This window comes from Rathayibacter agropyri, from assembly GCF_013249015.1.
In the GTDB taxonomy this organism is placed as follows: Bacteria; Actinomycetota; Actinomycetes; order Actinomycetales; family Microbacteriaceae; genus Rathayibacter; species Rathayibacter agropyri.
In genome coordinates this window covers 1-14,719 of record NZ_JABRPL010000012.1, presented here as the reverse complement: position 1 = coordinate 14,719, position 14,719 = coordinate 1, and the positions used below count along the sequence as shown (strand labels likewise).

Here is a 14,719-nt window from a genome sequence, read left to right as displayed (position 1 = left end):
TCCCAACCTCATTCGTACGGTCACCCGCCTCGAACTTTATCGACTCGGCTGGTAAACAACCTTATGAATAACGCTCTAAGGTGAGCTTTGTTGGATTCCCCAGAGTACTTAAGGAGAGCAGTCGCTGCCACCCTGTCGCGCCGTCGCACCGCTTCGAGAAGATGGTCATAGAAGTCTTCGAGAAGGGCCACGCTCTCGATCGCCCAATCCGTCTTCAGGAATCGGAACGCGTGGGGATCGACAAAAACCCTTGTGTCGGCGTCGATGTGAACGTCGAGAAACTCCAGCGAGGGCTGCGTCAGACCCAGACGAAAATATTCTGAAACTCGCACGAGACCCCCATCGGTTTTGGTCAGCGTACCGGCTCAAGGTATGACCTGTCTGCGGCTACCCAAGTGGTAGCACCTGTAGGTCCAGGGATCAAGGACGACGCCGGGACCATAGGAGGCTGTCCGTGGGATACCTCTACGAGCCCGAGCAGTCAGGACCGGCGCCCGTGGTGCATGAGTGTCGGCTACCGCAGGCACCTGTCGGCCTCTTCGCGGGGTGCAGGGGGGTGGGCTAGCTCGCGGTGCGACGACTGCGGACGAGTCTGGAGTGTCGTGCGCCGAGTGCTCGTGGTCGGCTTCATCCCGAACCCGTGGAGCGTCCTACTTGGGTAGCTGGCGCGGCGTGGCCCTGAGAGTACGTGGAGGCGGGGATGGAGCACCACGGGATTCCATCTCGTCGTCAGCATCATCGTCCTGGGCATCCCGTTGTCGGTGCTGATCCCGCGCTAGAGCATGAGCGGGACTCCCTGCGGTGAGTGCGCTGAGTCAGGAAACAGTCAGTAGGACTTTCTGAACGCCACTGACCGTGGGTGATCCTCGTTTTTCGGGTTTGAGCAGAATGGGCCGCCGACCAGGCTAATTCTAGAATCAGGGATCACCCAGCTTCACCCGTGTTTACACTGGCTTGGCGGCCAGGCAATCAGTGGGTTCTCGGTTCAAGTCCGAGGGGGTGCACCACACAGCCCCGCACCTCGTCCTGACGTGCGGGGCTTCGTCGTCACCCGGGTGCAGCGCGTCAGCCGCCGGTCTGGAAGCCCACCTCGAGGCCCTGCGCCGCGACGGAGAGGGTTTCGGTCAGCCGCGCTGGGCTCGGAGCCTCGGCGAGAATCGACAGGTTGATGCCCGTGCGGGCGAAGCTCCGTGACAGTGCTCCGACGGATCGGCCGTCCGCATCAGGAGCGCGGTCGCCGCCGAGCGCCTCGACCGTGCCGCCTCCCTGGCGGGCCAGGGTTGCGGGTTGCGGGTCGTCGATGATGTGCGAGGCCACGATGACCTGCCGTGTCGCGTCCTCGTCGGTGGCCGTGGAGTAGAGGTCCGTCACTCGCTGCTGCAATGCCGTGAGGACCGAGCCGTCGCCGGCGCGGAACGTCCAGCGGCCGTTCGCAATGCTGGAGTTCGCGGCGTCGAGCTCGAAGCCGTGCTCACTCAGCGTCGACGTGCTGATGGCCCAGAAGAGCTCGTCTGTGGCGTGCAGGGCGGCTCCGTCCGTGAAACCGAGGGAGCCGGTTGAGGCGTCGGCGGCTCCGGTGATCCCCTTCTCGGTGGGCGAGGATGCGCTCGGGGCGGGTGCCGTTGGCGCGGCGGGAAAGGAGAACGACGACGTGACGGCGGGCGTCGGGGCAGTCTCGCCTCCCTGGCTGGCGCAGCTCGCGAGAGCGAGGACGGTTGACATGGCCAGAAGCGTGCAGGACAGGGGTCGGATGATCATGGCTCTCCCTCAATGTGGTGCTCGGTCAGCGGTCGGTCGGGGCGGCGGTGGGGCCGCCGACCAGGGGCAGCACACCGTGGAAACCGACGGTGGTCGACCGAACCGCGAGATCGAGCGCGTCATCGGCCCGGGTCTGATCGGCGCCGGTCGCGATGATCTGCACGGCAATGCCGGGCTGTGTGAAGGAGCGCAGAACGGAGCCCCAGGCGAGCCCATCCTCCGCGGGGGCAAGGGCGGTACGCAGAGCCTCGATCGTTCCACCGCCCTTCAGGGCCAGGGAGACATGCTGCACGTCCCCCTGAGGACCCGAGACATCGACCGCGTGCTGGGTCGCAGCCTCGTCGCTGACCTGCGGGTCGCTGTCTTTGAGGCGCCGCTGGATGATCAAGATCGCCGTGCCCGCGTCGTTGCGGAAGGTCCAGTAGCCCTTCGCGGGATCCGTGCTTGAGGCATCTGCTGGGAAGCCGGCCGACGAGAGTGCTGCGGTGTCGGTGTTCCAGTACGGCGCGTTCTCGGAGGAGAGGGCGGCGCCGGCGTCGAAGGTGAAGGCGCTGGTTCCCGAGAGCGCGGCGGCGACCCCGTCGAGGGTGGCGGGGTCATCGAGGCCCGTTCCGTCCGTTCCGGCGAAGCGCTGGCTCGCAGCATCCGTGGCGGTGGGCGCGGCGGGGAACGAGAACGAGGGGGAGGGGGTGTCTGCTGGGGCCTCGCCGCCCGCTGCCGAACAGCCAGCAAGAACGAGGACGGCGGCAGCCGCGACTAGCGCGGCACTGGTGGACGATTTGGACATGATGCTCCCTCGCGTTCGATCCTGGGACGCTAGCAGCCCCCCAACCATCCGCATCTCGTCCGGCGCCCCCGCGAGATGCCTCTTGGGTACGCGACACGCCGGCGGAGGCGTACCCAAGAGGCATCTCGCGGGGGCCTGGGTGTTGGCGCAGCATGGGGCAGCGGGGGACGGCCTAGCGCGCGAATCCGTGGAAAGCTTGTTTGTTCGATCCGCTCGATGGTGCGCGGTCGTCTCCCGCCAAGAAAGGACACCTGTGCCTCAAGACGTCCTCCCCGAGATCGGTTCGATCGCGCTCGCCGTGCTGATTGCGATGACGATCGCTGTCGTGGCGACCGCCGTCGCCGCTCTCGCCCTCCGCTCGATCGGCAAGCGCAAAACCTGGGCGCGCCTGCTCATCCGCCGGATTCGCGTCCCCTTGCGGGTTCTCCTCGTGACGCTCGCCGTCTGGACGGCCTTGGCCGCGACCGTGTCCGGTGATACGTGGCCAGAGCTCATCGAGCGGACTTTCCAGATCGCGACGATCGCGGCGTCAGCCTGGGTCATTGGCGCGCTTTTCGTGTTCCTCGAGGATCTGGGGGCCGCGCGCTACCGGACGGATACCGCCGACAACCGGCGTGCCCGCCGCCTCCGCACCCAGATGACGATCATCCGCCGGGTCGCCATCGCGGCCGTCGTCGTCATCGCGATCGGAGCCTCGTTGCTCACCTTCCCGGAAGCCCGGACCGCAGGCACGAGCCTGCTGGCCTCGGCCGGTGTGCTGTCGATCGTCGCGGGGCTCGCGGCTCAGTCGAGCCTCACGAACATTTTCGCCGGGATGCAACTCGCCTTCAGCGACGCGATCCGGCTCGACGACGTGGTGATCGTGGAGGACGAGTGGGGACGGATCGAGGAGATCACGCTGACCTACGTGGTCGTGCACCTCTGGGACGACCGCCGCCTGGTGCTGCCGACCAACTACTTCACGACCAAGCCCTTCCAGAACTGGACGCGCACCGGCTCCGAGCTGCTCGGCGCGGTGGAACTCGACCTCGATTGGCGGGTGAGCCCGGAGCAGATGCGCAGTGAGTTGCACCGGATGCTGACGGAGACTGACCTCTGGGACGGGCGCACCAGCGTGCTGCAGGTGACCGACGCGACCGGCGGTTTCGTCCGCATCCGCGTGCTGGTCACGGCGAAGGACGCGCCGACGTTGTTCGACCTGCGCTGCTACGTGCGCGAGCGACTCGTCTCGTGGCTGCACGAGAAGGATCCGGTCGCCCTGCCGCGCCAGCGCGTCGAGATGGAGAGCGAGCCGACCACGCCCCGACGCCACGCCTCCTCACCCCCGGACAACCTGTTCTCGGGCGACAAGCGCTCCGACGAGCGCGGCGCTCTCTTTACCGGCCTCATCAATCTGCGCGACACTCCTCCGCGTGACTGACTCCCTCTGCGCGAGATGCCAGTTGGGTACGCGACACGCCGGGGAAAGCGGTCCCAAGAGGGATCTCGCGCAGAGGGAGTCAGGTCAGCGGCCGATCGAGCTCATGTCGGCGTAGCGGTCGCCGACGGGCGGCTCGAGGGAGCCGAGGGTGGCGAGCTGCTCGGGGGTGAGCACCAGGGCGTCGGCGGCGGCGTTCTCCTCGATGCGCGAAACGCGCTTGGTGCCGGGGATCGGTGCGATGTCGTCGCCCTGCGCGAGCAGCCAGGCGAGTGCCACCTGCGCGGGCGTCGCGTCGGCGTCGGCGGCGACCCTGTCGACGGCCTCGACGATGCGCAGGTTCGCCTCGAGCGCTCCGTCGGCGAAGCGGGGGTTGTTGCGGCGGAAGTCATCGCTGCCCAGTTCGTCCACCGAGCGGATGCTGCCCGTCAGGAAGCCACGGCCAAGGGGCGAGTAGGGCACGAAGCCGATGCCGAGCTCGCGAAGCACCGGCAACACCTCCGCTTCGGGGTCGCGGGTCCAGAGCGAGTATTCCGACTGCACCGCGGTGACCGGGTGCACGGCGTGGGCGCGGCGGATCGTCGCGGGCGCCGCCTCCGAGAGGCCGTAGCCGCGCAGCTTGCCCTCCTGGATCAACTCAGCAAACGCTCCCGCCGTCTCCTCGACCGGCACTTTCGGGTCCATCCGGTGCTGGTAGTAGAGGTCGATGCGGTCGGTGCCGAGGCGCTGGAGCGAGCCTTCGACGGCGATCCGCAGGTTCTCGGGGGAGCCGTCGAGTCCGCGGCTCCCGTCTCCGCGGTGTTGGATCATGCCGAACTTGCTGGCCAGCACGACGTCGTCGCGGCGGCCAGCCAGGGCACGGCCGAGCAGCTCCTCGTTGGTGTATGGGCCGTAGATTTCGGCGGTGTCGAGGAAGGTAACGCCGAGCTCGAGGGCGCGGTGCACGGTGCGGATCGACTCCGCGTCGTCGGTGCCGGCTCCGGTGTAGAACGCCGACATGCCCATCGCGCCGAGGCCGAGGCGGGAGACCTCGAGGGCGGCGACGGCGGATCCGAGGGTAATGGTCTTCATAGGGTGGTGGTCCTCTCCTGATACGCCGCGATCTTAATGTCGATCGCGGCGAGGCTGGCGTGTGTCCGGGCGAGCTGCGCCTCGACCTCCTCGCGGTGGGTCCGGAGCAGCGCGAGGCGCTCCGGCTCCGTGGCCGGCCCGATGCGCAGGAGCCGGGCGTACTCGCGAATCCGGGCGATCGGCATGCCGGTCGCGCGGAGCTTGGTCAGGAAGTCGACCCAGCCGACGTCGGCCGGCCGGTAGCGGCGGTGCTGCGACGAGGCGCGCTCGACCGGGTCGAGCATCAGACCGGCGCGCTCGTAGTAGCGCAGGGTGTGCACGGTGAGACCGGTGACGGCGGCGACCTGCGAGATCGACAGCGCCCCGGTCTCGGCCGGGGCGGCAGTGGCGGTGGGCATGGCGCCAACCTACGACTTCGAGTGCGCTCGAAGTCAAGCCAGGGGCAGAATCGGCCGGGTGATCAGAGGTCGCGCTGGCGCCTCACCGCTGCGCCGCGATCGCGTCGGCGGCCTGCACGAGCGCGAGGTGCGAGAGCGCCTGCGGCGTGTTGCCCGCGTGCCGGCGGCCCTCGACGTCGTACTCCTCCGAGAGCAGGCCGACGTCGTTGCAGAGGCCGACCAGGCGGTCCATCAGCGCTCGCGCGTCCTCGAGCCGGCCCGAGTAGGCGTACTGCCGCACCAGCCAGAACGAGCAGGCGAGGAACGGATGCTCGCCGCCCGCCAGGCCGTCGACCGACGACTCGGTGCGGTAGCGATGCAGCAGGCCGTCATGGAGGAGTACCCGCTCCAGTTCAGCGACGGTGCCCAGCATCCGCGGGTCGTCGGCGGCGACGAAGCCCACCATCGGCAGCACCAGGAGGGAAGCGTCAACCTCGGTCGATCCGTAGGACTGTACGAAGTGGCCGCGCTCGCTGTCGAAGCCCTGGGCCAGGATTTCGGCCCGCACCTCATCGCGCAGCCGCTCCCAGGTCTCGACTGGGCCAGGAAGCCCGCTCTCGCGCACGGCACGGACCCCGCGGTCCAGCGCCGCCCAGATCATTACCCGGGAGTGGGTGAAGTGCCGTGGCTCGCCCCGGATCTCCCAGATACCGTTGTCTGGCCGTTGCCAGTGCTCCTCCACGAAGCCCAGTAGCGCGCGCTGGAGCGGCCACGAGAATTCCGTCTCGTCCACTCCGACCACCCGCGCCTCGTGCAGCGCGACCATGACCTCGCCGATGACGTCAGCCTGGTATTGGTCGACGGCGGCGTTGCCGATCCGCACGGGGGAGGCGCCGTCGTAGCCCGGCAGGCTCGGCATCGTGCGCTCGGCAAGGTCGCGTTCGCCCGCCAGGCCGTACATGATCTGCACGTCCTCCGGAGCACCGGCGACCGCTCGCAGCAGCCAGGCCCGCCATTTCTGCGCCTCCTGCTCGAAGCCGTGCGCGAGCAGGGCTTGCAGAGTGAGGGCGGCGTCACGGAGCCACACGTAGCGGTAGTCCCAGTTGCGGCTGCCGCCGAACTGCTCGGGGAGGGACGTGGTTGCGGCGGCGACGATGCCGCCGGTTTCATCGTCGGTCAGGGCGCGCAACGTCAGGAGCGAGCGGACGACGGCCTCGCGGTGCGGCCCGTCGTAGTCGATCGCCGACGCCCACCTCGTCCACCAGGCGTGGGTGCGCTCGAGGGCACGATCGACGTCGAGGCGCTTCGGGGAGCGCTGGTGCGAGGGGAACCAGGCCATCGAGAGGTCGATGACCGCGTCCGCGGCCACATCGAACTCGGCGACGTGAGCGTGGTCCACCGCGCGCAGGCGGACACCGCGCACCACGACCGCGTCTGGCCCGGCGACGGCGACGAGTAGCGGATCCTCGTCGGTCCCCTCCTGACGCACCCAGGGCATGGTGCGGGCGTAGTCGAAGCGGATTCGAAGCTCCTGCCGCATCCGGACGGCGCCCGAGACGCCGCGGACCCGGCGCACGAGCTCGGCGCGCTCGTCGCGCAGCGGCATCACGTCGATGACCTCGACCACGCCCGTCGGAGTCGTCCAGCGGGTGACCAACGTCAGTGTGTCGCCGAGGTACTGGCGCTCGCTCGTCGCCTCGCCGTCTACCGGCCGTAGCGACCAGCGTCCTTGGTCGTCACCGCCGAGCAGGGCGCCGAAGATCGAGGCGGAGTCGAAGCGGGGCAGGCACAACCAGTCGATGCCTCCATCGCGGGAGACGAGAGCGGCCGTGCGGCAGTCGGAGAGGACGGCGTAGTCCTCGATGGGGGAGACCATGCGGTGATCCTCGCAGGTGTGGGGGCTTTCTCGTCGCGGCGGAGCGGCGCCCGTCTGGGCCGTAGGGTGAGCCGCATGGCACAGACGGTCTCGACCCTGCTCATCCTCGGTGCGACAGGGGATCTGTCCGCCCGCCTGCTCCTCCCCGCGGTCGGGCAACTGCTCACGCGCGAGACCGACCGACGGGTCCACCTCGTCGGGGCCGGGCGGGAGGACTGGACGCAGGAGCAGTGGCACGACGTGCTCACCACATCGTTTGGTACGGTCGAGGCCACCGGGGCCGGCATCGACGCGCTGGTCTCAGGCACGCGCTACCAGCAGGTCGACGTGACCGATCCGGAGGCGCTCGCTGCTCTGCTCGCGAGTTGCGACGGGCCCGTCGCGGTCTACTTCGCGCTCCCTCCCGCGATCGCGGCCGCAGCGTGCGAGGCGCTCGCCGCGCACAGGCTGCCCGAGGGCACGGTGCTCGCCCTGGAGAAGCCGTTCGGCACCGACGAGGCGAGCGCCCGAGCGCTCAACGAGCGATTGGCCGCTCTCGTGCCCGAGGACCGCACCCACCGCGTCGACCACTTCCTTGGTCGGGCGACCGTGATGAACGTGCTCGGGCTGCGCTTCGCGAACCGGATCTTCGAGCCGCTGTGGTCGGCCGAGCACATCGAGAGCGTCGACATCGTCTATGACGAGCAGCTCGCCCTCGAGGGACGCGCGAGCTACTACGACGGCGCCGGTGCGCTAACGGACATGATCCAGAGCCATTTGCTGCAGGTGCTCGCGGTGATCGCGATGGAGCCGCCATCGACGCTCGGCGCCGCGGACCTGCGCGACGCGAAGTCGATCGTCCTGCGCGCGACGCGTCTGCGCGGTGACGACCCCGCTGCGAGTTCACGGCGAGCCCGCTACACGGCGGGGACGATCGACGGGCGCGAGCTGCCGTCCTACGCCCAGGAGAAGGGCGTGGACCCCGAGCGCGGCACCGAGACGCTGGCCGAGCTCACCGTCGAGATTGACACGTGGCGGTGGGCGGGAGTGCCGTTCACGCTGCGCTCAGGCAAGGCGCTGGGCGAGCGCAGGCGCGAGGTAGTCATCCGCTTCAAGCCGGTGCCGCACCTGCCCGCGGGCTTTCACGGTACGGAGGAGCCGTCGGTGCTGCGGCTGTTCCTCGCGCCGGATGAGATGGCGCTCGAACTCAACATCAACGGCCCCGGCGACCCGTACGCGCTGGAGCGCGCTTCGCTGGAGGCCACATTCGGTGAGGGTGAGCTGCTCGCCTATGGGGAGGTCATCTCGGGGATCCTGGACGATGATCCTTCGCTCTCGGTGCGGGGAGACGCGGCGGAGGAGTCGTGGCGGATCGTGCAGCCCGCGATCGACGCGTGGCACGCGGATGCGGTGCCGCTTGACGAGTATCCCGCCGGCAGCCAGGGCCCCGAGAGGTGGCCAGCGCTCTGAAGCGGCCTGCTCCGGCTACGTGCGCGTCATCGAGGTCGAGACCGCGGGAAAGGCCGGGAAACCCGTTGTCGGCGCCGTTCGTCCCTGATTGCGAACGCGGCTGCTCTAGAGCGGCCGCGTTCGACCGGGCTCAGCGGGAAGCGGGGATGGAGATGTCGGCCGGAGTCGGTTCTGCCCAGACGGCGATCGGCTGCGGCTCCCACGTGAGCGCGGCGGGCTCGATCGGAGGAGTAGACGCGCGCATCGCCGGAATCGCAGCGGTCACCGGGCTCTCCGTTCGCTCGACGCCCGCACGCAGCTGCTCCTCCTGAATCGCGGCCGACAACTCGTGTGCGAGAGAGCGCGCGAGCATCCCGTGGAAGATCGGGTCGCGGTCGTCATGGCTGCGGCGTGTGACGACCCAGGCGCCCTCGGAGCCGACGAACGCCGCCAGCCGCTCGTGAACCACCGCGAACAGTTGGTCCTGCGTGAGGGCGGGGGCCGCAATGAACTCCGGCGCAGGCTGGCGGCGCCTCAGACGAAACCTCATGGTGAACCCCGTTTCCCGTGCAAGCAGCGACAGGATCCAGTCTCGTCGTGCTCACACCCGCGAACCGGCTGACACGCCGCTTCACGGGGAGGAAGCACTGCTCAGCGGTCGCGCTTCTTGCCTCGCTCTTCTGTGACGAGCTGCTTCGAGTCGTAGGAGACCGAACCCAGGGCGACGGTGACCGAGATCGCCCAGCTCACCCACTGCAGTGCCAGGCGCCAGTCGCGGGGGCCCTTGCGCGTGGTCTGTAGGATCGACCAGCCGCCGACGATCGCGCTGATGACGCTGGAATTGAGGATGAATTTGCGCATACGTGTGCCTCCCGTGTTCACCTCGACGCTAGCGGGTGCGAAAGCTCTCAGAGGAACGGTTGACAGCACCGAGGCGTTCTCCCGCTACGGTGGACCGCGCTGGGACCGCTGTCCTCGTGCCGGGGCACGCCGAGGAGAACGGGGACGACATGCGCACGGCTGTGATCGGAGCGGTCCTCCTCGTCGTCGGGGCGGTGGCCGTCGTCACCGGGGTCCTGCCCTTGCAGGCGCTCGGCGAGTTGGTCGAGCGGACGGCGCCGATCCTCGGCTTCGTGGTCGCGGTGACCGTGGTTGCTGAGTTGGCGTCGGAGGCCGGGGTCTTCACGGTGGTGGCCGAGCGGGCCGCGCTCTGGGGCCGCGGGCGCACCGCCGTGCTCTGGCTGCTGGTCGTCGCGATGGCGGTCGTCAGCACGGTGTTCCTCTCTCTCGACACCACCGCGGTGCTGTTGACCCCGGTCGTCGTGCTGCTCGCGGCGCACGTGCGCGTCTCGCCGCTGCCGTTCGCGATGGCGACCGTCTGGCTGGCGAATTGCGCCTCCCTCCTCCTGCCCGTCTCGAACCTGACCAACCTGCTTGCGCAGCGCAGGCTCGGCGTCGATGGCCCGTTCGCCTTCGCCGCGTTGACCGCGGTGCCGGCTCTCGTCGCGGCGGTCGTGCCCGTCGTGATCCTGGCAGTGCGCTACCGACGCGAGCTCGCCGGGCGGTACTCGCCGGGGGAGCGGACGCCCGTGGCGGACCGCACGCTGCTCGCGGGCGCGGGGATCGTCGTGGCGCTCCTCCTTCCGGCCCTGGTCTCGGGGCTCGAGGTGTGGATCCCGGCGACCGTCGCCGCGCTCGCCCTGATCGTCCTCTTCGCGCTCCGTAAGCCCGCGGCGCTGCGGGCCTCGCTCCTGCCCTGGCAGCTCGTCGTCTTCGCCGCCGGCCTCTTCGTGGCGATGGAGGCGGCGCACCAGCTCGGGTTGGGAGCCGCGCTCGCCGTGGTCGCGGGAGAGGGGAGTGGGACCCTCGATCTGCTGCGGCTCGCCGGCTCCGGCGCGGTCGCCTCGAACCTGGTCGACAACCTGCCCGCGTACCTCGCCCTCGAGCCGGTCGCCGCGGATCCCGTGCGCCTGGTCGCCCTGCTGATCGGCGTCAACGCCGGCCCTCTCATCACGCCGTGGGCCTCGCTCGCGACGCTGCTCTGGCACCAGCGGCTCACCGCACTCGGAGTGCACATCTCGTGGCGCCAGTATGCGCTGCTGGGTCTGGTCGCGGTCATCCCGACGGTCGGCGGAGCAACGCTCGCGCTCGCTCTCGTCCACGGCTGACCCCGGCCCCCATCAGGGGCGGGCTGGTAGCCTCGACGCGCACGACGACGGCTCGACCGACGATTGGGACCACCATTCCTTCGCACACCGCTTCCCCTCTTCCCGCCGCCGACCAGACTCGCGGAGGGACCGAGCGCAACGCGTTCGTGGTCGTCTCGAACCGACTCCCTGTGGACCGCGTCCTTGCCGAGGACGGCACGGCCTCCTGGAAGACCTCTCCTGGCGGCTTGGTCACCGCGCTCGAGCCCGTGATGCGCGCGAACGAGGGGGCCTGGGTCGGCTGGCCCGGTGTCGCCGACGAGGAGGTCGCTCCCTTTGTCGACAACGGCGTGCAGATCGTGCCCGTCGCACTCAGCGCGCAGGAACTCGAGGACTACTACGAGGGCTTCTCCAACGACACGCTGTGGCCCCTCTACCACGACGTCATCGCTCCTCCCAGCTACCACCGGGAGTGGTGGGACGCCTACGTGCGCGTGAACCAGCGGTTCGCCAAGGCCGCCGCGGCCGTGACGGAGGAGAACGGTGTCGTCTGGGTGCAGGATTACCAATTGCAGCTGGTACCGAAGATGCTCAGGGAACTCCGTCCCGATATCACGATCGGTTTCTTCAACCACATTCCGTTTCCGCCCTACGGGATCTTCGCGCAGCTCCCGTGGCGTCGGCAGATCGTCGAGGGTCTGCTCGGCGCCGACGTGATCGGTTTCCAGCGGCAGGGTGACGCAGGCAGCTTCCTGCGCGCGGTTCGCCGCCTGCTCGGCTACGACACTCGCAGCACCGTCGTCGAGGTGCCGGTCGAGGAGGACGCGGTCAGCGGCACCCGACGCGTGAACCGCTCCCGCCGAGGCGCGAGCGTCCGACCCGTCGTCGCCCGGCACTTCCCGATCTCGATCGACTCCGCGTCGTTTGAGGCGATGGCCAGGACCCCCGCGATTCAGGCACGGGCTCGCGAGATCCGTGCCGAGCTGGGTGACCCTGAGACGGTCATGCTCGGGGTCGACCGCCTCGACTACACCAAGGGGATCGGCCACCGTTTGAAGGCTTTCGGCGAGCTGCTGGCCGACGGCCGTCTTACCTCTGAGGACGCGGTGCTCGTGCAGGTTGCGAGTCCCAGCCGCGAGCGCGTCGACACCTACCGCCAGTTGCGCGACGACATCGAGCTGCAGGTCGGGCGCATCAACGGCGACTACAGCACGCTCGGACACCCCGCAATCAGTTACCTGCACCACGGCTATCCACGGGAGGAGATGGTGGCGCTCTACCTCGCCGCCGATGTGATGCTCGTCACCGCCCTGCGTGACGGGATGAACCTCGTGGCCAAGGAGTACGTCGCCTCCCGCTTCGACAACGACGGCGTGCTCGTGCTGAGCGAGTTCGCCGGAGCGGCAGACGAACTCAAGCAGGCCGTGCAGGTGAATCCGCATGACATCTCGGGGCTCAAGGATGCGATGGAGGCGTCAGCGCGGATGCCGCGCGTCGAGCGCACGCGCCGGATGCGGGCGCTGCGCCGCCGCGTGCTCGAGAACGACGTCGCGCGCTGGTCGGAGTCGTTCCTCGCGGCGCTCACCGAGCATGCGGCCGGTCAGCAACTCGATGTCCGCCCCGCCGCTCGCGGGCCGGAGGCGCCGCAGGGCCAGGAGGCGGAACACCGCGACGACGCCGCGTACGGCCAGGCAGCCGAGCTCGAGCGCGAGACGGCGAATGACCGCACGCTCGACGGCGGCGCACGATGAGCGAGGGCGTCCCCGACCGCCTCCGCGCAGCACTGCGCGAGCTGGCCGCGACCGACCGCATCCTGGTGGCGCTCGACTTCGACGGCACCCTCGCGCCTGAGGTCGACGACCCTGCGCGGGCCCGGGCGCTCCCGGAGGCGCGGGAGGCCGTGCTCCGGCTCCTCGCCCTTCCCGCCACTCGTGTCGCCCTCGTCTCGGGACGCGCGCTCGAGAGCCTGGAGAAGGTCTCGCAGCTGCCCGACGAGGCGCTGCTGGTCGGCTCCCACGGCATCGAGATTCGCCTCGACCCCGAGGAGGACGCCGTGCGCCTGAACACCGATGAACTTGAGAAGGTCGGCCTACTCGAGGACGTGCTGAAGGGCATCGCCCGCGGGATCGACAACGTCTGGATCGAGGACAAGCCCGCCGGATTTGCTCTGCACACCCGACTCGCGACCGAGCGCCACAGCCGCGTCGCCCACGTCGTCGCCCTCTCGGAGACCCGCGCCGAGGTGCAGGGCGTGACCGTCCGCAAGGGCAAGAACGTGCTTGAGTTCTCGGTCCGCTCGACCACCAAGGGCGAGGCCGTGCAGCACCTGCGGCGCTACACCGACGCGACCGCCGTGCTCTACGCGGGCGACGACGTGACCGATGAGGACGCCTTCGCCGTCCTCGGTCCGGGCGACGTCGGCATCAAGAGCGGCGAGGGCACGACCGCTGCCGCCTACCGCGTCCGCGGGCCGGAGCAGGTCGCGCACGCGCTCTCGATGCTGGCGGAATTCAGGAGCGCTCCGGCCTGACAGGCTGGGCCGCACTCCAACGCAGGGCCGGCCATTCATGTGATCAACTCCATCGTGAAGGAATGACTGTCGCCGTTGCTCGTAGCCGAAGTAGAAGCGGATTTGTTCCTTTTCTGCGCAGGCAGATTCCGAACGGGGAGAAGATGACCGCTCGCGGAGAAAGCGCTCGGTCGTCCTCCGGTAGAGGCCGCTCCCACCTACGGATGAGGCGTGATCGCGATCACAGTGATTGTCCCGGCCCCGGGACCGTAGTGCCAGAAGATCCTCCAGGCGGATGGAGTGCGGTTCTCCACGTAGGAGTCCCACACGTCCTCACCGTTGGTTCCGCTCAGTGAGGAGTACTTGTGGGATCTCAAGGATGGGTAACTGGGGTCCAGTTGAAGCCGACCGAGCGCCGTTCGAACTTTCTTAAGCTTCTTCTCGAGATGCGAATCGCCCTCGAGGCTGGCAAGCACTTCGGCCGCTTCCCGGGTGAAGCGGAGCGTGAAGGGGCTCACTCGTTGGTGTCTTCGGCTCCTGGCTCGGCGAAGGTGCTGAAGTCGCCGAGTTCGACCGTCTCGCCAGCTGCGCTCTCGAGCAGGCCGCGGGAGACCGCTTCGCGGATCTGCTCGTTCTCCCACACCAGCAGTTCCCGCTTGGGGATGGATACCAGCGGTGTGAGCAAGATTTCTCCGTCATCGCTGATCGCGATGGCGTAGCGGTCGTCACGTCTAACGCCCGCGCGCCCGAAGGCGATTCGCGCGCGCTCGTCCGCCACGGCTTCCCCTACCGGCACAAACTTCTGCGTGGTGTTCATCGGTGTCTCCCTCGTCGGTAGAGGGGAACTTACACCACGATGCCCACATTCCCATCTGACCCCAGGTGGGTTGACGCGAAGCGGGACTGCGGCTCCTGCAGCCGCGGCCCTCCCGCGCGCAAGGCGGTAGTTTCTCTCGGTCCGGGCGATGGCGAGCGTCAAGAGCGGCGAGGGCGCCACGGCCTCGCCGACCTCCGCTCGGTCTGACCACCGCGACGACCTCGGCTCCTCAGGGAGGCGAGGAGTAAGGGTCCCTTCCATTAGGTGAGGCAAAATCAGCTCATCTAGTACGATGAGGGAATGGCTGAAGTTGCTTCGATCAAGTCCCCCCACTCGCTGCTTCCGCGTCTGCGTCCTGTTCGGGCCTTATTGACGTTGGTGAAGGCCTTGATCGTGGCGGTCGGCTCCTTAGAGGTCCTTTTTCTGTTATTGCTTGCAATGACCGGCGATGCTTTGAGCGTTATTCATAAGGTTGTTTACCAGCCGAGTCGATAAAGTTCGAGGCGGGTGACCGTACGAATGAGGTTGGGAA

General features: G+C 68.6%; 15 protein-coding genes. 6 read left to right on the top strand and 9 right to left on the bottom strand.

The window, feature by feature from the left end; genetic code table 11:
- Nucleotides 1-1,065: 1,065 nt before the first annotated feature.
- Together HRF29_RS14445 and HRF29_RS14440 are read right to left on the bottom strand one after the other, a co-directional pair.
- Nucleotides 1,066-1,758, bottom strand: coding sequence for a hypothetical protein (locus HRF29_RS14445; RefSeq protein WP_222929664.1), 693 nt, complete (start codon nt 1,756-1,758; stop codon nt 1,066-1,068).
- A gap of 25 nt (nt 1,759-1,783) precedes the next feature.
- Nucleotides 1,784-2,545, bottom strand: a complete 762-nt coding sequence (locus HRF29_RS14440; RefSeq protein WP_173249549.1) for a hypothetical protein — start codon at nt 2,543-2,545, stop codon at nt 1,784-1,786.
- Nucleotides 2,546-2,798: 253 nt separating this feature from the next.
- Here HRF29_RS14440 and HRF29_RS14435 point away from each other — a divergent pair, with 253 nt between their 5' ends.
- Nucleotides 2,799-3,965 carry a mechanosensitive ion channel family protein gene (locus HRF29_RS14435; protein ID WP_425503141.1) on the top strand — a complete coding sequence of 389 codons (1,167 nt, stop codon included), beginning with the start codon at nt 2,799-2,801 and terminating at the stop codon, nt 3,963-3,965.
- 84 nt (nt 3,966-4,049) lie between these two features.
- Here HRF29_RS14435 and HRF29_RS14430 read toward each other — a convergent pair whose 3' ends face one another.
- The 3 genes from HRF29_RS14430 to HRF29_RS14420 form a co-directional block, all read right to left on the bottom strand.
- The gene (locus HRF29_RS14430; RefSeq protein WP_173249548.1) at nt 4,050-5,033 is read right to left on the bottom strand and encodes an aldo/keto reductase; all 984 of its coding nucleotides are present in this window, start codon (nt 5,031-5,033) and stop codon (nt 4,050-4,052) included.
- On the bottom strand, nt 5,030-5,431 hold the full coding sequence (locus HRF29_RS14425; protein WP_173249547.1) for a MerR family transcriptional regulator: 402 nt from the start codon (nt 5,429-5,431) through the stop codon (nt 5,030-5,032). Before HRF29_RS14425 ends, HRF29_RS14430 begins: the two co-directional genes overlap by 4 nt.
- An 82-nt stretch (nt 5,432-5,513) precedes the next feature.
- Nucleotides 5,514-7,286: a glycoside hydrolase family 15 protein gene (locus tag HRF29_RS14420; RefSeq protein ID WP_173249546.1), complete on the bottom strand. Its 1,773-nt coding sequence runs from the start codon at nt 7,284-7,286 to the stop codon at nt 5,514-5,516.
- Between the two features lie 75 nt (nt 7,287-7,361).
- On the opposite strand from HRF29_RS14420, the gene HRF29_RS14415 reads away from it, so the two are divergent.
- On the top strand, nt 7,362-8,735 hold the full coding sequence (locus tag HRF29_RS14415) for a glucose-6-phosphate dehydrogenase (protein WP_173249545.1): 1,374 nt from the start codon (nt 7,362-7,364) through the stop codon (nt 8,733-8,735).
- Between the two features lie 130 nt (nt 8,736-8,865).
- Here the strand turns inward: HRF29_RS14415 and HRF29_RS14410 are convergent, their stop codons facing one another.
- On the bottom strand, nt 8,866-9,264 hold the full coding sequence (locus tag HRF29_RS14410) for a hypothetical protein (RefSeq protein ID WP_173249544.1): 399 nt from the start codon (nt 9,262-9,264) through the stop codon (nt 8,866-8,868).
- Between the two features lie 101 nt (nt 9,265-9,365).
- On the bottom strand, nt 9,366-9,575 hold the full coding sequence (locus HRF29_RS14405) for a hypothetical protein (RefSeq protein WP_173249543.1): 210 nt from the start codon (nt 9,573-9,575) through the stop codon (nt 9,366-9,368).
- A 149-nt stretch (nt 9,576-9,724) separates the two neighbouring features.
- Here HRF29_RS14405 and HRF29_RS14400 point away from each other — a divergent pair, with 149 nt between their 5' ends.
- From HRF29_RS14400 to otsB, 3 genes are all read left to right on the top strand, one after another.
- Entirely contained in the window at nt 9,725-10,882 is a 1,158-nt protein-coding gene (locus HRF29_RS14400) for an ArsB/NhaD family transporter (RefSeq protein ID WP_173249542.1), read from the top strand.
- 170 nt (nt 10,883-11,052) lie between these two features.
- Complete coding sequence (locus HRF29_RS14395; RefSeq protein WP_425503140.1) at nt 11,053-12,612, top strand: alpha,alpha-trehalose-phosphate synthase (UDP-forming); 1,560 nt, start codon at nt 11,053-11,055, stop codon at nt 12,610-12,612.
- Nucleotides 12,609-13,391 (top strand): trehalose-phosphatase, encoded by a 783-nt coding sequence (gene otsB / locus HRF29_RS14390; RefSeq protein ID WP_173249540.1) that lies wholly within the window; start codon nt 12,609-12,611, stop codon nt 13,389-13,391. Before HRF29_RS14395 ends, otsB begins: the two co-directional genes overlap by 4 nt.
- A 197-nt stretch (nt 13,392-13,588) precedes the next feature.
- On the opposite strand, the gene HRF29_RS14385 is transcribed toward otsB, so the two are convergent.
- Together HRF29_RS14385 and HRF29_RS14380 are read right to left on the bottom strand one after the other, a co-directional pair.
- Entirely contained in the window at nt 13,589-13,888 is a 300-nt protein-coding gene (locus tag HRF29_RS14385; protein ID WP_173249539.1) for a hypothetical protein, read from the bottom strand.
- On the bottom strand, nt 13,885-14,187 hold the full coding sequence (locus tag HRF29_RS14380; RefSeq protein WP_173249538.1) for a hypothetical protein: 303 nt from the start codon (nt 14,185-14,187) through the stop codon (nt 13,885-13,887). Before HRF29_RS14380 ends, HRF29_RS14385 begins: the two co-directional genes overlap by 4 nt.
- A gap of 300 nt (nt 14,188-14,487) precedes the next feature.
- Between HRF29_RS14380 and HRF29_RS14375 the strand changes: the two genes are divergently transcribed.
- Nucleotides 14,488-14,682 (top strand): hypothetical protein, encoded by a 195-nt coding sequence (locus HRF29_RS14375; protein ID WP_173249537.1) that lies wholly within the window; start codon nt 14,488-14,490, stop codon nt 14,680-14,682.
- Nucleotides 14,683-14,719: the final 37 nt, after the last annotated feature.